The organism is Dactylosporangium sp. NPDC051541, assembly GCF_044454505.1.
Taxonomy (GTDB): domain Bacteria; phylum Actinomycetota; class Actinomycetes; order Mycobacteriales; family Micromonosporaceae; genus Dactylosporangium.
Map to the genome: position 1 here is coordinate 132,738 of NZ_JBITDU010000009.1, position 17,374 is coordinate 150,111.

A 17,374-nucleotide genomic window follows, 5' to 3' on the forward strand; every position below is an offset into this window, starting at 1 on the left:
TATGGGCCTTCCGGTCGAGTTATCCGAAGTCCGCGCAGCGGATCGCGGCGAGTCTAATCGGTGTGTCGGATACCACGATGACCGGCGTCAGTCACGGTCCAGTCACAAATCAAACAGACCGGGCGTTCGCGACATATCGCCAGCAGGGTTTCCGCCCCCGACGGTACCAGCGGGACCTGGGATTCCAAGATGCTGCCATGCGCCGGCGGTGGCAATGCGACCACGAGGAGTACGCGCCATCAGGCCCGATCGCAGCAGGAACGGCTCACAGACTTCCTCGACGGTGTCCGGCTGCTCACCGACCGCGACGGCGAGCGTCGAAAGTCCCACCGGCCCGCCGCCGTGGCGCAGCAGGGCCAGCAGCACCGCCCGGTCGAGCCGATCGAGGCCCAGCTCATCGACGTCATACACGCGCAGGGCGGCCCGGGCCGCGGCCAGGTCGACCACCCCGTTGCCGCGCACCTCCGCATAGTCACGGACCCGCCGCAACAAGCGATTGGCGATTCGGGGGGTACCGCGTGAGCGTCGCCCGATCTCGACGGCGCCCTCGTCGGTGATCGGCACGTCGAGGATGCGGGCCGACCGCGCGATGATCAGCTCGAGCTCGTCCGGGTCGTAGAAGTCCAGCTGGCCGACGAAGCCGAACCGGTCGCGCATCGGCCCGGTCAGCAGTCCGCTCCGGGTCGTGGCCCCGACCAGCGTGAACGGCTCCACGTCGAGCGGGATCGCGGTGGCCCCCGGCCCCTTGCCGACCACCACGTCGACCCGGAAGTCCTCCATGGCGCTGTACAGCAGCTCCTCGGCCGGCCGCGCGATGCGGTGGATCTCGTCGATGAACAGCACGTCGCCGAGGCTCAGGCTGGTCAGGACCGCGGCCAGGTCTCCGGCCCGCTCGATGGCCGGACCGCTGGTCATCCGCAGCCCGGCCCCGAGCTCGGCCGCGACGATCATGGCCATCGTCGTCTTGCCGAGGCCGGGCGGGCCGGACAGCAGGATGTGGTCGGGCGGGCTGCCCCGGCGCAGGGCGCTCTGCAGCAGCAGGTCGAGCTGCTCGCGGACCCGGTGCTGCCCGATCAGCTCGGCCAGCCGCTTCGGCCGCACCGACTGGTCCGCGACCATGTCCTCGTCGGACGCGAACGCGCTGACCAGAGGATCGGTCATCGGATCGTGCCCAGCATCCGGATCGCCTGCTTGAGCAGGACCGGCACGGGCGGGACGGTCTGCCCGTCGAGCTGCTCGGCGACGGCCGCCACGGCCTGGTCGGCCTGCTTCTCGTGCCAGCCGAGCCCGACCAGCGCCTGGCGGACCTGGTCGTGCCACACGGCGCCGCCCGCGATCAGGCTGCTGCCCGAGCCCGGCAGCGCGCCGATCTTGTCCCGCAACTCGAGGACCAGCCGCTCGGCGCCCTTCTTGCCGATGCCGGGGACCTGCGTGAGCGTGGACGTGTCGGCCGCGCCGATCGCCCGCCGGACGACCTCCGGGGTGTGCACCGCGAGGACCGCCTGGGCCAGCCGCGGCCCGACCCCGGTCGCGGTCTGCAGCAGCTCGAACAGCTGCTTGGCCTCGTCGTCGGCGAAGCCGTAGAGGGTAAGCGAGTCCTCGCGCACCACGAGGGAGGTGGCCAGCCGCGCCTCCTGGCCGACCCGCAGGTCGGCGAGGGTGTGCGGGGAGCACTGCACGGCCAGCCCGACCCCGCCGACCTCGATCACCGCGCCGTCGGGCGACACCGCCGCCACCTTGCCGCGCACGCTCGCGATCACCGTGTCCTCCTCAACGCCGCGCTGATGCGCTCGCGCGCACCGCCCCGCCACACATGACAGATGGCCAAGGCTAAAGCGTCGGCGGCGTCGGCCGGTTTAGGCGCGACCTCGAGCCGCAGCAGCCGGGTCACCATCGCCGTCACCTGAGCCTTGTCGGCCTGCCCGTTGCCGCTGACGGCCGCCTTGACCTCGCTCGGCGTATACATCTGCACGGGCAGCCCGGCCCGGGCCGCGACCAGGATCGCCACCGCCCCGGCCTGGGCCGTGCCCATCACGGTGCGCACGTTGTGCTGCGCGAACACCCGCTCGACGGCGACGCTCTCCGGCTGATGCTGCGCGACCAGCTCGGCCAGGCGCCGGTCGAGGTTGAGCAGGCGCAGCGCCAGGTCCTGGTCAGGCTCGCTGCGCACGACCTCGTAGTGCACGAGCCGGCACGGGCGCCCCGGCGAGCCCTCGACCACCCCGACCCCGCATCGGGTCAGCCCCGGGTCGACCCCCAGCACGCGCACCGCCGCTCCCCTCAAACGTGTGTTCGACACCTTATCGGACCCGCCGCCCGCGGCGCGGGACACACACCGAGTGCGGCGAAGGTATGTGGGCGGACGCCATGGGACGGGCCCCGGAAGGCTCGTACGTTTCGGCCATGACGACGGAGCATGTGGTCGCGCTCGATCTGCGGGGCCGCACCGCGATGGTGACGGGCGCCGGGAGCGGGATCGGCCGCGCAGTCGCCGTGCGCCTGGCCGCGGCGGGAGCGAAGGTCATAGCCGTCGACCTGTCGTTCCAGAACGCGGACGATGTGGTACCCGTTGCGGCCGACCTGTCCGACACGTCCGCGATCACCGAGGTGCTGCGCGCCCACGCCGACGTCGACGTCCTGGTCAACAACGCCGGCCTGCAGCACGTGGCCGCGCTCGAGGAGTTCCCGCCGGAGCGGTTCAGCTACATCCAGAAGGTCATGGTCGAGGCTCCCTTCCACCTGGTCCGGGGTGTGCTCCCGCACATGTACGCCGGGGGCTGGGGGCGGATCATCAACGTGTCGTCGGTACACGGGCTGCGTGCTTCGCCCTTCAAAGCCGCGTATGTGACCGCCAAGCACGCCCTGGAGGGCCTGTCGAAGACGGTCGCCCTCGAAGGCGCGCCGCACGGGGTGACGGCGAACTGCATCAACCCGGCGTATGTCCGCACGCCGCTGGTCGAGGGCCAGATCGCCGACCAGGCCCGCACCCACGGCATCCCGGAGGCCGAGGTCGTCGAGAAGATCATGCTGACCAGCGCGGCCATCAAACGCCTGATCGAGCCGGCCGAGGTCGCGGAGCTGGTCGCCTACCTCTGCACGGACATGGCCGGCTTCATCACCGGGACTTCGCTGTCGATCGACGGTGGCTGGACCGCACACTAGGTCAGGTGACGGTGGTGGAGTATCTCGAGTTGCTGGCCCGCGAGGCGGCCGCCGTCGAGTTCGAGGGCCCGCTCGTCGCGGCCCGCAACGCCGGCCTCCCGCCGGACCGGATCGCCGAGCTGGAGCAGGCCAAGCTCGTCGCGCTGCGCGTCCGCGCGCTGCTGGAGCGCCGCCGCCGGCGCGAGGAGGAGCTGTCCGGGCTCTTCGACACCGCCAGCGACCTGGCCGGCCTGCGCGACCTCGACGCCGTGCTGGAGGCCATCGTGCACCGGGCCCGGACGCTGCTGGGCGCCGACGTGGCCTACATGACGCTCAACGACGAGGCCCGCGGCGACACCTACATGCGCGTCACCGACGGCTCCATCTCGGCCCACTTCCAGGCGCTGCGCCTGCCCATGGGCGCGGGCCTGGGCGGCCTGGTGGCGCAGACCGGCAGCCCGTACGTCACCGCCGACTACCCCCGCGACGCCCGCTTCCGCCACACCGGCGACATCGACACCGGCGTCGGCGAGGAGGGCCTGATCGCCATCCTCGGCGTGCCGCTGCGCCTGGGCGCCCGGATCATCGGCGTCCTGTACGCCGCGAACCGCTCGGCCCGCCCCTTCGCCCGCGAGGAGGTGTCGCTCCTGGTCTCCCTGGCCGCCAACGCCGCCGTCGCGATCGACACCGCCCGCCTGCTCGGCGAGACCCAGGAGGCCCTCGCGGAGCTCTCGGCGGCCAACGGCGTCATCCGCGCCCACAGCGACTCCGTCGAACGGGCCGCGGCCGCCCACGACCGGATGACCGCCCTGGTCCTGCGGGGCGCCGGCGTCGAGGACGTGGCCGCCGTGGTCGTCGAGGTCCTGGGCGGCTCCCTGCTCGTCCTGGACGCCGAGGGCCGCACCCTCACCCTGGTCGGCGAGCTGACCCGCCCCGAGCCCGCCGCGATCGCCGAGGCCCTGGCCGCGTCCCGCACCGAGGGCCGCAGCGTCCGCCGCGGCGAGCTGTGGGTCGCCGCGGTCGTCGCCGGCGCCGAGAACCTCGGCGCCCTGGTCATGCGCCCCGACCACGCCCTGGTCGACGCCGACCAGCGCATCCTGGAACGCGCCGCCGTCGTCACCGCCCTGCTCCAGCTGTTTCGCCGCACCGTCGCCGAGGCCGAGGGCCGCGTCCGCGGCGAACTCCTCGACGACGTGATCACCCGCCCGGTCCGCGACGCCGACGCCCTGCGCACCCGGGCCAAGCGCCTCGGCGTCGACCTGGACGCCCCCAACGTCGTCGTGGCCATCGGCGCCGACGCCCTGACCGGCGGCTCGGTGCGGCAGCGGGCCGTCTCCTGGGCCCAGACGTACGCCCACACCCGCTCCGGCCTGGCCGCCGCCCGCGACGGCCACGTCGTCCTGCTCCTGCCCGGCGACACCCCCGGCGACGCGGCCCGTGCCGTCGCCCGCGACCTGGGCAAACTCCTGTCCCGCCCGATCACCGCGGGCGCCGGCGGCCCGGCCTGCACCCCGGAGTCCATCGCCGCGGCCTACCGCGACGCCGACCGCTGCGTGACCGCCCTGACCGCTCTGGGCCGCACGGGGACCGGTGCCAGTACCGCCGAACTGGGCTTTGTCGGTTTGTTGCTGGGCTCCGCCCCGGACGGCCGCGACCGCGACGTGCAGTCCTTCCTGGCCGCGACGATCGGCCCGGTCGTCGACTACGACACCCGCCGCGGCACCGCGCTGGTGAAAACTCTGGAGGCCTACTTCGGCGTGGGCGGCAGCCTGGCCCGCGCCGCCGAACTCCTCCACGTCCACGTCAACACCGTGACGCAACGCCTGGAGCGCATCGCCCAGCTCCTGGGCCCGGACTGGCAGAAGCCGGAACGAGCCCTGGAGGTCCAGCTGGCGCTGCGCCTTCACCGCCTGCAGTCTTCCTGATCCGAGGGGGAGGCTTCGCCTCCACCCACACCCCCTCACGATCGACGCCTGCACCTCCAGGCCACAATGGGCCGGGGCCGGAACATCGACAAGGCCAGAAACGCCAAGCGCGCAGCGACGGCGAGGGTGAAGGCGGCGAGAAGGCCGGCAATGCCGAACCCCGCGATGACGGGCCAGACAGCGCCAGCTGCACGCATTCTCGCTCCGAAAAGCGCTCCACCGACAGGAACCGCAGCACAGGCAAGGGCCAACACTGTTCGCAGTGGCGGCTCTGACCCGGCAGAGTCGACTTCCCACGCCATCGACGAGGGCGGGCTGCTGCCATCTCAGACGCCTGGGGACGGGGTCGCCGGGGTCGCCCCACCGGGCGATGATCGCCGTCGAGGTGACCGCGACGGGACCGCGACGGGACCTGCCGCGCCTCCGCGCGCGCCAGCGCGATCCCGCGGCTCCATCGACGGGCCGACGGGCCGACCGTGAAGACTGCGCCAAACACTGGACGTCGTGATGCAGGAAACAGGCCGCCCCGCCGACCGGCAGCAGCGGTGGCGGGGCGGGTTGGTGCGGTGGTGACGGCTAGGCCCGCGCGCCGCGCAGGACGAAGTCGACCAGGTTTTCGGCGAAGTGCTCGTCGGGGACGTTCGGGTTCCAGCGGAGCATGTTCTGGGCCAGCGTCGGGCCGGACAGGGCCAGGAGCATCATCTCGATGTCCAGGTCGGCTCGGAGCTCGCCCGTTTCGATGCCGCGCCGCAGGACCGTGCGCATCATTTCGCGGCGGGGCTCGGAGACGGCCTGGTGGACCCGGGTCATCTCGGGGTTGCGGTAGAGCTCCGGCATCAGGCAGGCCGTGACCTTGCCGTAGTCCGTCATGCGCTTGTTGCGCATCGCCGCGATCAGCGTGACCAGGTCGTCGCGGACCGACTCGCCGGCCAGTTCCGGGAGGGGGCCCTTCATGGCCGTGACCGCGTCGATCAGCAGCGCTTCCTTGTTGGGCCAGCGGCGGTAGATCGTCGCCTTGCCGACGCCGGCCTTCGCGGCGACCGCCTCGATGGAGATGGCGTCCGCGCTCTGGCCGGAGCGGAGCAGTTCGAACACCGCCTCGACGATCGCCTCGTCGACCCGGGCGCTGCGGGGCCGACCGGGACCTTTGCGGTCCTGGTCAGGCACCACATCCACGCTGAGCGTCATGCTCTCCATTGTTACCGACTTTTCACACCGAGGCTACTCACCGGTTTCCTCCTGTCCGCTACTCGCCGACCGCCACGAGCTCCACGCCCTGCTCCTCGGCCAGACCTTCGGCGTTGGTGGGGGCGGGGGCGTCGGCGGGGCGCTTGCCGGGCAGGCCGAGCAGGGCGACGACCGCGCCGAGCAGGGCGAAGACGGCCGAGCCGATCGCCGCGTAGTGCATGGCGCTGATGAAGGCGTCGTTGGCGTGCTGGATCAGTGCCGCCCCGGCGGGCCCGGCGTGCTCCGCCACCCCGTACGCACCGGAGATCGACTCGTTCGCAGCGTCGCGCGCCGCGGCCGGCAGGTCGGTCGTGGCCGACTCGACGTGGCTGCGGTAGACGGAGGAGATGACGGCCCCGAGGGCGGCCACGCCGAGGGCGCCGCCGACCTGACGAATGGTGTTGCTGACGGCCGATCCGACGCCGGCCTTCTCACGGGGAAGCGCGGACATGATCGATTCGGTCGCGGGCGGCATCACGTTGGCCATGCCGACGCCCATGAGGAAGAACAGCGCGCCGACGATCCAGATCGGCGTGTCGGCCTGGATGAACATCCACGCGGACAGGCCGACGGCGACGAGCAGCAGGCCGGTGGTGCCGACGGCCTTGGGGCCGAAGCGCTTGACCATGGCCGCGCTGCGCGGTGCGAAGATCATCTGAGCCACCGCGAACGGGACGAACAGGGCGCCGGAGGCCAGCGGGCCGTAGTCGCGGACCAGCTGCAGGTAGAAGGCGCTGATGAACATGATGCCCATGGCCGCGAAGAAGACCAGGCCGATCATGGCGGTGGAGGTGCTGAACTGCCGGTTGGCGAAGAGCTTCACGTCCAGCGACGGGTAGGCTATGCGCCGCTCGTAGAGGGCGAACGCGGCCAGCACGATCACCGACGCGGCCAGGGTGCCCCAGGACTCGATCTGGCCGAAGCCGTGGTCACCGCCCTCGATGACGCCGTAGGTCAGCAGGGTCAGGCCGATGATCGACAGCAGCACGCCGACGTAGTCGATGCGGCCCGGCTTCGGGTCGCGCGACTCCGGGATCAGGATGTTGACCAGGACCAGGCCCACGATGACGATCGGGACGTTGATCAGGAAGACCGAGCCCCACCAGAAGTGCTCGAGCAGCAGGCCGCCGACGATCGGGCCGATGGCCACGCCGAGACCGACGGCGCCGGCCCACACGCCGATGGCGCGGCCGCGCTCCTTCGGGTCGAAGACGTTGGCGATGATCGACAGCGTCGAGGGCATGACCGCCGCGGCGCCGAGGCCCATCAGGGCACGGGCCCAGATCAGCTGGTCGGCCGAGCCCGAATAGGCCGACACCAGCGACGCGATGCCGAACAGCGTGAGGCCGACGGTCAGCGTGAGTCGGCGGCCGAGCCGATCGGCCAGGATGCCGGCGGTGAAGAGCAGGCCGGCGAAGACGAGGGTGTAGGAGTTGATCGCCCACTCGAGCTGGCTCTGGGACGCGCCCAGGCCCTTCTGCGGGTCGGCGATGGTGCGCATGGCGACGTTGAGGACGGTGTTGTCCAGCACGACGACCAGCAGGCTGATGACGAGCACGCCGAGGATGGCCCAACGGCGCGGATGCCCGGTGTTGGCCGGCGCGGGTGCTTGAGTGGTTGCGCTCACGATGCTGCTCCCCCTGGAACGCGACCCGCCGGGGCGGACCGCGTCGGAACGCGATAACGATACGGAACTGTTCCGTATCAACGTAGACCCTGCCACGCCGATACGGAACCGTCTCGTATTCAAAAGTGCGCCCCGTCACAGTACCGTCATAAACGGGACCGCCGGGCCCGCAGAGCAGCGGCGACGCTCCCCCACAGCCCACGCCGGAACAGCAGCACCACCAGCACGAAGATGCCCCCCGTCACCAGGCCGATGAGCTCGAACCCGGCCTGCGACAGCTGATCCTCCAGGTCCACGACCAGCCCGGCCCCGAGCACCCCGCCCCACAACGTGCCGATCCCGCCGAGCACGACCAGGACCACGCCCTTGCCCGACGTCGTCCAGTGCACGATGTCCAGGGAGACGAACCCGTGCGCGACCGCGAACAGTCCGCCGCCGAGCCCGGCCAGAAAGGCCGAAAGGACGAAGACCAGGAGTTTGTACCGCGAAGCCGCATACCCCAGCGCCCGCGCCCGGTTGGCGTTGTCCCGCACCGCGACCAGCACGCGGCCGAACGGCGAGTGCACGACCCGCCAGGCCAGCAGCAGGCCGAGCGCCACGATCGGCAGGGCCGCGTAGTAGAAGTAGTACGGGTCGGACAGGTCCAGCCCGAACAGTTCCCGGGGCACGCTCTGCAGCCCGTTCTCGCCGCCGGTCACGGACGACCAGGCGTTGGCCACGTAGTAGATCATCTGCGCGAACGCGAGGGTCACCATCGCGAAGTAGATGCCGGTCCGCCGTACCGCCAGCCACCCGATGGGCACGGCGAGCGCGGCCGCGGTGAGCGCCCCGCCCAGCACCGCGACCGGGAACGGTGCCCCGAGCCGGGCCGCGATGAGGCCGGCCGTGTAGGCGGATGTGCCCCAGAACGCCGCATGCCCGAACGACAGCAGCCCGCCGTACCCCAGCAGCAGGTCTATGGCGACCGCGAAGAGCGCCCAGCACAGCATGTCGACGGCCACCGCCGGATAGATGCCGTTCGGGAGCCACAGGGCCACAGCAAGCCCGACAAGAAGTACAAGCCATCTCATGCCGAGCGCTCTGCCTTTCTTCGAATTCGAAGCCTGCGTCATGCCCGCCTCCACTTCGTTCCAGCGGTCATGCCGCACCGAACAAACCCGCCGGCCGTACCAGCAGCACAAGGGCCATCACGAGAAAGATCAGCGTCTGGGCCAGCAGCGGCGGGCCGTAGGCCTCGCTCCACGCCTGCAGCAGCCCGACGCCGAACGCGACCGCGACCGAGCCGAAGACCGAGCCCAGGCCCCCGATGACGACCACCGCGAAGACCCCGATGATCAGGTCGCCGCCCATGAGCGGGTTGACCGCCCGCATCGGCGCGGCCAGGACGCCGGCCAGCCCGGCCAGGGCCACACCGAACCCGAACACGGGCGCGATCCACCGCCCGACGTCGATGCCGAGGGCCCGGGTCAGGTCGGGCCGTTCGATGCCGGCCCGCACCACCGTCCCGACCCGTGTCCGCGCGAGGACCCACCAGGCCAGGGCGCACAGCGCGGCCGCGACGGCGAGGACGAAGATCCGGTACGCGGGGAAGTCGAACAGCCCGAAGTCGACGGTCCCGCCGAGCCCGGCCGGCGCGCCGTAGGGCTTGGACTGGGTGCCGTAGCGCGACTTCACCGCGTCCTGCAGGATCAGCGTCAGGCCGAAGGTGAGCAGGAAGTTGTACAGCGGGTCGAGGGCGGCCAGCCGCCGCACGACGGTCCGCTCCAGGACCGCGCCGAGCAGGCCCAGGACGAGCGGCACGACGGCCAGGGCGACCCAGAACGACAGCCCGAAGGAGTCCAGGAGCACGAACGCGCCGACCGCGCCGAGCATGTAGAACGCGCCGTGGGCGAAGTTGACGACCCGCAGCAGGCCGAAGATGACGGCCAGGCCGAGGGCGAGCAGCGCGTAGAAGCCGCCCCCGACCAGGCCGTTCACCGTGTGGGTGAGCAGTCCCATCAGAGCTTGCAGTCCGGCGACGGGGCCCGGAACGCTTCCTGCGCCGGGATGGTCCTGACGATCTGCTCGTAGTCCCAGGGCTCCTTGACCTCGGCGCCCGGCTTGACCTTGGCCAGGTAGGCGTCGTGCAGGACCCGGTGGTCGGCGGCCCGGAACTCGCCGCCGCGCAGGAAGAAGTCGTCGGCCTTCTTGCCCTCGAGCTGCTTGACGACCGCGTCGGCGGCGTCGGTGCCGGCCGCCTGGACCGCCTCCAGATACTGCGTCGCCGCGGAGTAGTTGGCCGCGTGCGCGAACGTGGGGCGCTGGCCGCCGGTGCGGGCCGCGAACTTGTCGGCCCACGCGCGGTTGCGCTCGTCGAAGTTCCAGTACCACGCGTCGGTGAAGGTGGTGCCGGCGAGCGCGTCCGGGGTCAGGGCGTGGATGTCGGTGAGGAACATGAGGCCGACGGCGAGCCCGATGCCCTTGTCCCTGAGCTTGAACTCGTTGTACTGCTTGACGAGGTTCACCAGGTCGGCCCCGGCCTGCATGGTGCCGAGGACGTCCGGCTTCGGGTTCAGCGTCGGCGCCTTGAGCAGGAACGTGGAGAAGTTGTCGTTGGGGAACGGCGTGGGGTCGCTGGCCACGACCGTGCCGCCGCCCTTGGTGACGGCCGCGCTGAACGACTTCTGCATGTCCTGGCCGAAGGCGTAGTCGGGGTAGACGATGTACCAGTTCCTGGCCCCGCCCTGGGTGGCCGCGGTCCCGGTGCCGTTGGCCAGCATCGCGGTGTCATAGGCGTAGTGGAACGTGTACTTGTTGCAGGACTTCCCGGTCAGGTCCGTGGTGGCGCCGGAGATGTTGAAGTACAGCTTCTTCGCCTGCTTCGCGACATCGGCGACCTTCAGAGCCGCGGAAGAAGTCGGCACGTCGAGGATCGCGTCGACACCGAGCCGGTCGTACATCTCCGAGGCCCGGGTGTTGGCCACGTCCGGCTTGTTCTGGTGGTCCGCGGTCTCGACGGTGATGTTCTTCGTGACCGCCTTGTCGCCGTACTTGGCCTTGAAGTCCTCGATGGCCATCTGCACCGCGACGACGGAGTTCTTGCCGGACAGCTGCGCGTAGACGCCGGACTGGTCGTTGAGCACGCCCAGCACGATCTTGTCGCCGCTCAGCCCGCCGCCGCCGGAGCTGCGTGGGCCTCCACCACCGCAGCCGGCCAGAAGCGTACAGACCACGGTGCCCGTCACAACAACGAAACGCTTCATTTCGGGGGTACCTCCTCAGATGCCCAGATGCGCAAGGAGCTCGGCTTCACGGGACCGCACGTCGGCGTTGTCGAACGTGCCGGTGATGCGCCCCTCGGCCAGCAGGTAGTGCCGGTCGGCGACGGTGGTGGCGAAGCGCAGGTTCTGCTCGACGAGCAGGACGGTGGCGCCGAGGTCGCGGGCCCGGCGCAGGATCTCGCCGACCCGCCGCACCAGCAGCGGCGACAGTCCTTCGGTCGGCTCGTCGCAGAGCAGCACGGTGGCGCCCATGCGCAGGACCCGCGCGAGGGCCAGCATCTGCTGCTCGCCCCCGGAGAGGCTGGTGCCGGGGCTCGTTCGCCGCTCATGCAGGTTGGGGAACATCTCGTAGACGTCGTCGAGGCTCCACGGCCGCGGCCCCACGACGGGCGGCAGCGCCAGGTGCTCGGCGACGGTGAGCGTGGCGTAGGCACCCCGGTCGTCGGGGACCCACCCGAGGCCGGCCCGGGCCCGCGCGTGCGCCGGCCGTCGGCTGATGTCGTTCCCGGACAACGACACGGTGCCGGACCGCCCGGCGTGCAGCCCCATGACGCAGCGCAGCAGCGTGGTCTTCCCGGCGCCGTTGCGGCCGCAGAGCGTGACCACCTCACCCGCGCCCACCTCGAGGTCCACCTCGCGCAGCACGCGGGCGTCGCCGTACCAGGCCGACAGCCGCTCAATGCGTAGCATCGGCACCGCCCAGGTAGGCCTCGATGACCCGCTCGTCGGCCCGCACCCGCTCGTAAGGGCCCTCGGCCAGGACGCGCCCGGCCTGCAGGACGGTGACCCGGTCGGCCAGCCGCCCCACGACCGTCATGTTGTGCTCGACCAGCACCACCGTCCGCCCGTCGCGCACCGCGGCGATGAGCTCGATGGTCCGGTCGACGTCCTCGGCCCCCATGCCGGCCGTCGGCTCGTCGAGGAGCAGCACCTTCGGGTCGAGCGCCAGGGCCAGGGCGAGCTCCAGGGCCCGCTTGCGCCCGTAGGCGAGGCTGCCGGCGGTGTCGTCGGCGGCCGCGGCCAGCCCGACGCGCTCCAGCAGCTCCTCGGCCCGGGCCCGGAACCGGCGCAGGGGCCGCTCCGAGCGCCAGAACGCCCAGCCGAGGCCGGTGCCGCTCTGCAGCGCCAGCTCCACGTGGCCGCGCACGGTCTGCTGCGGGAAGAGGCTGGCGATCTGGAAGGAGCGGGCCAGCCCGAGCCGGGCCACCCGCTCCGGCGCCAGCCCGGTGATGTCGTGCCCGCCGAGCTCGATCCGCCCGGCGGTCGGCGCGAGGAACCCGGTCAGCAGGTTGAACAGCGTGGTCTTACCGGCCCCGTTGGGCCCGACGAGCGCGTGCACGCTGCCGACGGCGACGTCGAGATCGACCCCGTCGACCGCGCGGAAGCCCCGGAAGTCGCGCGTGAGCCCGCGCGCGACGAGTGCGGAACCGTCCATGTGGGATCCACCCCCTGTGACACAAAGAAGTGACGGCCGTCACAAGCTACGGCCGCCACTTCGGGTGTCACCACGGAGTTCATCCACATATTTACATGTAGAGCTATGTGCGCCGGGCGGGCACCCAGCGGGCGAGCGGGCCGAGCCGGGTGCGCAGCCCCGCGAGGCCGCCGGGGAAGAAGTACACGGCCAGGATGAAGATGGCGCCGAGGACGAACAGCGGCTGCGAGAGCGGCCCGGGGAACGAGTCGCCCAGCGCGGCCAGCCGGAAGTCCAGGTAGGTGAACAGGACCCCGCCGATCAGCGGCCCCCACTTGGTGCCGGGGCCGCCGAGTACCACCATCACCAGCAGCGTGAGGGTCTGGTCGGAGGCCGCGATGTGCGGCGTGGCCCCGCCGATGAGCAGCGCGTACATCGAGCCCGCGAGGCCGGCCAGGCCGCCGGCGACGGTGAAGGCGAAGAGCTTGTAGCGGTACGGGTCCAGCCCGAGCACCCCGACCCGGCGCTCGTCGTCGCGGATCGCCGCGAGGACACGCCCGGACGGCGAGGCGGCGATCGAGTGCACGACCAGCACCGTGATCACCAGGACGCCGAGGGCGAGCCAGTACAGGTTGACGGTGTTCGCCACACCGACCAGGAAGTCCGGGACCTTGTCGGTCGCCATCGGCAGGCCCTCCTCGCCGCCGGTCGCGCCGCCCGGGTTGCGCCCGATCGTGATCGCGGCGACCTGCGCGAACGCGAGGGTCACCATGGCGAACGCGATGCCGCCGGTGCGCAGTGCGATCGCGCCGAGGAGCGCGGCCAGGGTGGCCGTGCCGACGACCGCGAGGAGGATCGCGGTCCACAGCCCGTAGCCGGCCTTGGTGACGAGCATGTCGGTGCCGTACACCCCGGCCGCGAAGTACAGCGCGTGGCCGAAGGAGAGCATGCCGGTACGACCGAAGAGCAGGTCATAACCCAGGGCCAGGGCGCCGAACACCAGGCAGAGTGCGAGGAGCTGCAAGGTGCCGGGCGTGTTCACGGCGGAGTCGAAGACGCCGGGGATCTTCAGCCCGCAGTACGGCAGCAGCGCCAGCACCACCAGGGCGACGAGCGGTCCGAACCGCCGCAGCGATGCCCAGTTCATGAGGTCGCGACCTTCCCGGTGATCCCTTGTGGACGGACGAGCAGCACGACCGCGAGGAGCGCGACGACGCAGATGTCGCCGAGGCCCGACGAGGTGTAGTTGACGAACTGCTGGAGCAGCCCGACCGCGACCGCGGCATAGGCGGCGCCGGTGACCGAGCCCATGCCGCCGATGACGACGACGATGAACCCGAAGATGAGCAGGGAGCTGCCGCCGGTCGGCGAGATCGCACCCGTGTAGACCCCGCCGAGCGCGCCGGCGAGGGCCGCGGCCGCCCCGCCGACGGCGAAGACGAGCGTGAACGCGCGCCGGACGTCGATGCCGAGCGCGGTGACCATCGAGCGGTCCTCGACGCCCGCTCGGATGACCAAGCCGATCCGGGTGTACTTCAGCAGCGCCAGCAATCCCACGAGCACCGCGACAGCGGCTCCAATCAGAAGAAATCTGTCGTTGGGGACGCGCGCCCCGGCGATGGTGGTGAGCTGTTGCGTCCACTGTGGACGCGGGTAGGGCTTCGGGTCGCTGCCCCACGTCGCCTGCAGCAGCGCCACCCCGGCGAGCGAGAGGCCGACGGTCACCAGGACCTGTTCGATCGTGCGGCGGTACAGCGGCCGGATGAGCACCAGCTCGACCAGCGCCGCGACGACGGTCCCGCAGACGACCCCGAACAGCACGGCCAGGGCGAACCCCCACCCGCTCGGCCCCGCGCCGGGCACGTGCTCGGCGGCCCACCAGGTGCCGTAGGCGCCGACCGAGAGGAACAGGCCATGGGCGAAGTTGAGCACGTCGGCGAGGCCGAAGACCAGGGCGAGCCCGGAGGCGACGAGGAAGTACAGCGCCGCCAGTCCCAGGCCGGTCAGCGTCAACAGCACGAAGGTACTCACGCGGCATGGCCCTTTCCGACGCCGAGCAGCGCCTTCGTCTTTTCGGTGTAGTCCAGCAGGTCGGTGGCCGGGCCGGTGTAGGCGACCTGGCCGGTGGCGATGACGACGGCATCCTGGGCGAGGCGGCGCACGACGGCCAGGTTCTGCTCGACCAGCAGCATCGGCACGACCTGGGCGACGGCGTGCAGGGCGGCCGCGACCTCGCCGACGACCTTCGGCGCCAGGCCCTTGGTCGGCTCGTCGATGAGCAGCAGCCGGTTGGGGTTGAGCAGCACCCGGCCGATCGCCAGCATCTGCTGCTGGCCGCCGGAGAGGGTGCCGGCCCGCTGCTTCGCGCGCTTCTTCAGCTCGGGAAAGAGGCCGTGGACGCGCTCGTAGTCGGGTGCGGCGCCGGGGCGTTCGGCCAGCCGGAGGTTCTCGGCGACGGTGAGGCCGGCGAAGACGCCGCGGTCCTCGGGCACATACCCGAGGCCGCCCCGGACCAGCTCGAACGTCGGTCTCCGGTTGATCGGGGCCCCGGCGAAGCGGACGTCGCCGGTCACCTCGGCGCCGCGCGGGAGCAGCCCGAGGACGGCCTTGAGGGTCGTGGTCTTGCCGACGCCGTTGCGCCCGAGCAGCGCGGTGACGCCCTGCGGGGCCACCCCGAACGTGACGCCCTGCAGGATGTGCGAGCCGGCGATGCGCACGTCCAGCCCGGCGATGTCGAGGATCGTCATAGCTTCTCCCCGAGGTAGGCCTCCTGGACGGTCCGGTCGGCCATCACCACGTCCGGGGTGTCGCAGACCAGCAGCGCGCCGTGGTGCATGACGGCGACCCGGTCGGCCAGGTCGAGCACGACGTCCATGTGGTGCTCCACCATGAGGACGCTGCGCTGCTCCTCGCGGGTCAGCGTGCGGATGAGCGCCACCAGGCCGGGCACGTCCTCGGCGCTGACCCCGGCCATCGGCTCGTCGAGCAGCAGCACCCGCGGCTCACCGGCGAGCAGCAGCGCGATCTCGAGCTTGCGCTTCTCGCCGTGGGCCAGGGTGCCGGCCAGGGCGTCGGCGCGGTGGTCGAGCCCGACCCGCCACAGCACCCGGGCGGCCCGCTCGGCGATGTCGCGGTCGCGGCCGGGCAGCGGAAACGGCCGGATCGAGCCGCCCCGCCGGGCCTGCACCGCGAGGCGGACGTTGGCGGCGACGGAAAGCGCATTGAAGACCGAAGACGATTGGAAGGTACGGCCCAGGCCCAGACGGGCCCGCTTGTGCGTCGGCAACCGGGTGACGTCCCGGCCGGCCAGCGACACCGAGCCGTCCGACGGTCTGCGCACCCCGGTGATCAGGTTGAACAGGGAGGTCTTGCCGGCGCCGTTGGGCCCGATGACGGCCAGGAACTCGCCCTCGGCCAGGTCGATCGAGACGCCGTCGACGATGGCGACCCCGCCGATCCTCCAGGTGAGGCGCCGGGTGCTCAGCAGGCCGGTGGCCGGGGCGTCCGCGTGGACACTCCCGGCCATCGGTACGGGTGCGGTGCTCAACCGCTCAGCCCTTCATCTGCGCGACCGGCGGCGTCGCGTCGGCCGGGTCGATCGCCTTGATGAGGTCGGGCTTCAGGTCAGTACCGCTGCCGCTGAATTTGCCTTGGAACATCGGCTGCAGCAGGGCGTGGTCTTCTTTGCGGACGGTGAGTTTGCCCTTGACGCCGTCGAAGGAGTACCCCTCGAGCGCGGCGACCATCTTGTCGACGTCGTCGCCGCCGTCCTGCGCGGCCCGGACCACCAGCTGCGCGGCGGTGAACCCGTCCGGGTGGAACAGGTCGATCTTGCCGCCCTCGACGCCCTTGCGAAGCGCCGTGGTGGCTTCATTGTCGCTGGCACCGTCGAAATAGTGGGCGAGGAGCGAGATCTTGCCGCCGGCGGCGCCGAACGTCGGCCAGGACGCGCGCTGGTCGATGCCGGTGACGACGAGCGCCGAGCCGAGCACGCCCTGCTGGTCGAGGGCCTGCCACATGGCGGTCGCGGTGGTGCCGGCCCAGGCCACGAAGATCATGTCGGCCTTGGCGTTCTTCGCCTGCACCGCGAACCCGGTGAAGTCGGTGGCGTTGGCCGGCACCGCGAGGGTGTCGACGGTCGCGCCGGCGCCGCCGATGACGGCCTTGACGGCGTCCGCGTTGGACTTGCCGAAGGCGCCTTCCTGCGTGAACACCAGGACCTTCTTGCCCGTGGGGGCCGGCAGGTAGGACTTCGCGGCCAGGACGTCCTGGTAGGACTGGCGGCCGGAGCGGAAGGTGTACTTGTTGATGCCGGTCACGGCGTCGGTGGCGGCCGGCCCGGAGATGAACAGCACCTTGTTCTGCGCGGCGAGGGGAGCCATCTGGGTCGCCACGGCGGACGACGTGCTGCCCGCGATGATCTTGTAGCCCTGGCCGATGAGGTCCTTGCCGGCCGAGACCGCCTTGGCCGCGTCGCCGGCGTCGTCGACCTCCTTGACCTCCACGGGCCGGTTGCCGACCTTGCCGGTCCCCTTCGTCGCGAAGGCGAGGCCGGCCTTCCAGCCCTCGATGTACTGCTTGCCGTAGCTGGCCAGAGGGCCGGTCTGCGAGTAGACGAGCCCGACCTTGATCGGGGCGCCGTCGCCGGCCGGCTCCTGCGCGGCCTCCTGGGGGCTGGAGCACGCAGACGCGAGCGCCGCGGTGACCGAGAGTCCCAGCACCGCGACCAGCACCCGCCGCGGCGAATATGTCTGCCTGCTCAACGCTTCCTCCGTGTGAA

At 71.4% G+C, this 17,374-nt stretch carries 17 protein-coding genes; 2 read left to right on the forward strand and 15 right to left on the reverse strand.

Annotated elements, in window-relative coordinates; translation table 11 throughout:
- Positions 1–102: 102 nt before the first annotated feature.
- From ruvB to ruvC, 3 genes are read right to left on the reverse strand one after another with little or no spacing between them, the layout of a single operon-like run.
- Positions 103–1,161, reverse strand: coding sequence for a Holliday junction branch migration DNA helicase RuvB (gene ruvB, locus ACIA8L_RS34815; RefSeq protein WP_395911141.1), 1,059 nt, complete (start codon positions 1,159–1,161; stop codon positions 103–105).
- Positions 1,158–1,760, reverse strand: a complete 603-nt coding sequence (gene ruvA, locus ACIA8L_RS34820; RefSeq protein ID WP_395911143.1) for a Holliday junction branch migration protein RuvA — start codon at positions 1,758–1,760, stop codon at positions 1,158–1,160. The genes ruvB and ruvA overlap by 4 nt, the downstream gene beginning before the upstream one ends.
- On the reverse strand, positions 1,757–2,269 hold the full coding sequence (ruvC, locus tag ACIA8L_RS34825; protein ID WP_395911145.1) for a crossover junction endodeoxyribonuclease RuvC: 513 nt from the start codon (positions 2,267–2,269) through the stop codon (positions 1,757–1,759). Before ruvC ends, ruvA begins: the two co-directional genes overlap by 4 nt.
- 134 nt (positions 2,270–2,403) lie before the next feature.
- Between ruvC and ACIA8L_RS34830 the strand changes: the two genes are divergently transcribed.
- Both ACIA8L_RS34830 and ACIA8L_RS34835 read left to right on the forward strand, forming a co-directional pair.
- Complete coding sequence (locus tag ACIA8L_RS34830) at positions 2,404–3,162, forward strand: 3-hydroxybutyrate dehydrogenase (protein WP_395911147.1); 759 nt, start codon at positions 2,404–2,406, stop codon at positions 3,160–3,162.
- 5 nt (positions 3,163–3,167) lie between these two features.
- On the forward strand, positions 3,168–5,066 hold the full coding sequence (locus ACIA8L_RS34835) for a helix-turn-helix domain-containing protein (RefSeq protein WP_395911149.1): 1,899 nt from the start codon (positions 3,168–3,170) through the stop codon (positions 5,064–5,066).
- 576 nt (positions 5,067–5,642) lie between these two features.
- Here ACIA8L_RS34835 and ACIA8L_RS34840 read toward each other — a convergent pair.
- The 12 genes from ACIA8L_RS34840 to ACIA8L_RS34895 form a co-directional block, all read right to left on the reverse strand.
- On the reverse strand, positions 5,643–6,254 hold the full coding sequence (locus ACIA8L_RS34840; RefSeq protein WP_395911151.1) for a TetR/AcrR family transcriptional regulator: 612 nt from the start codon (positions 6,252–6,254) through the stop codon (positions 5,643–5,645).
- A gap of 58 nt (positions 6,255–6,312) precedes the next feature.
- A complete protein-coding gene (locus tag ACIA8L_RS34845) occupies positions 6,313–7,920 on the reverse strand; it encodes an MFS transporter (protein ID WP_395911153.1) in 1,608 nt (535 codons plus the stop codon).
- A gap of 146 nt (positions 7,921–8,066) precedes the next feature.
- Positions 8,067–8,990 carry a branched-chain amino acid ABC transporter permease gene (locus ACIA8L_RS34850; protein ID WP_395911154.1) on the reverse strand — a complete coding sequence of 308 codons (924 nt, stop codon included), beginning with the start codon at positions 8,988–8,990 and terminating at the stop codon, positions 8,067–8,069.
- Between the two features lie 67 nt (positions 8,991–9,057).
- The gene (locus tag ACIA8L_RS34855; protein WP_395911156.1) at positions 9,058–9,918 is read right to left on the reverse strand and encodes a branched-chain amino acid ABC transporter permease; all 861 of its coding nucleotides are present in this window, start codon (positions 9,916–9,918) and stop codon (positions 9,058–9,060) included.
- Complete coding sequence (locus tag ACIA8L_RS34860; protein WP_395911158.1) at positions 9,918–11,162, reverse strand: ABC transporter substrate-binding protein; 1,245 nt, start codon at positions 11,160–11,162, stop codon at positions 9,918–9,920. The genes ACIA8L_RS34855 and ACIA8L_RS34860 overlap by 1 nt, the downstream gene beginning before the upstream one ends.
- A gap of 15 nt (positions 11,163–11,177) precedes the next feature.
- Positions 11,178–11,870 (reverse strand): ABC transporter ATP-binding protein, encoded by a 693-nt coding sequence (locus ACIA8L_RS34865; protein WP_395911160.1) that lies wholly within the window; start codon positions 11,868–11,870, stop codon positions 11,178–11,180.
- On the reverse strand, positions 11,857–12,615 hold the full coding sequence (locus ACIA8L_RS34870) for an ABC transporter ATP-binding protein (RefSeq protein WP_395911162.1): 759 nt from the start codon (positions 12,613–12,615) through the stop codon (positions 11,857–11,859). The genes ACIA8L_RS34865 and ACIA8L_RS34870 overlap by 14 nt, the downstream gene beginning before the upstream one ends.
- Positions 12,616–12,718: 103 nt before the next feature.
- Positions 12,719–13,741 carry a branched-chain amino acid ABC transporter permease gene (locus ACIA8L_RS34875; protein WP_395911164.1) on the reverse strand — a complete coding sequence of 341 codons (1,023 nt, stop codon included), beginning with the start codon at positions 13,739–13,741 and terminating at the stop codon, positions 12,719–12,721.
- A complete protein-coding gene (locus ACIA8L_RS34880) occupies positions 13,738–14,625 on the reverse strand; it encodes a branched-chain amino acid ABC transporter permease (protein ID WP_395911166.1) in 888 nt (295 codons plus the stop codon). The genes ACIA8L_RS34875 and ACIA8L_RS34880 overlap by 4 nt, the downstream gene beginning before the upstream one ends.
- Entirely contained in the window at positions 14,622–15,341 is a 720-nt protein-coding gene (locus tag ACIA8L_RS34885; RefSeq protein ID WP_395911168.1) for an ABC transporter ATP-binding protein, read from the reverse strand. The genes ACIA8L_RS34880 and ACIA8L_RS34885 overlap by 4 nt, the downstream gene beginning before the upstream one ends.
- Complete coding sequence (locus tag ACIA8L_RS34890) at positions 15,338–16,081, reverse strand: ABC transporter ATP-binding protein (RefSeq protein WP_395911749.1); 744 nt, start codon at positions 16,079–16,081, stop codon at positions 15,338–15,340. The genes ACIA8L_RS34885 and ACIA8L_RS34890 overlap by 4 nt, the downstream gene beginning before the upstream one ends.
- A 64-nt stretch (positions 16,082–16,145) precedes the next feature.
- Complete coding sequence (locus ACIA8L_RS34895) at positions 16,146–17,357, reverse strand: substrate-binding domain-containing protein (RefSeq protein ID WP_395911170.1); 1,212 nt, start codon at positions 17,355–17,357, stop codon at positions 16,146–16,148.
- Positions 17,358–17,374 lie beyond the last annotated feature (17 nt).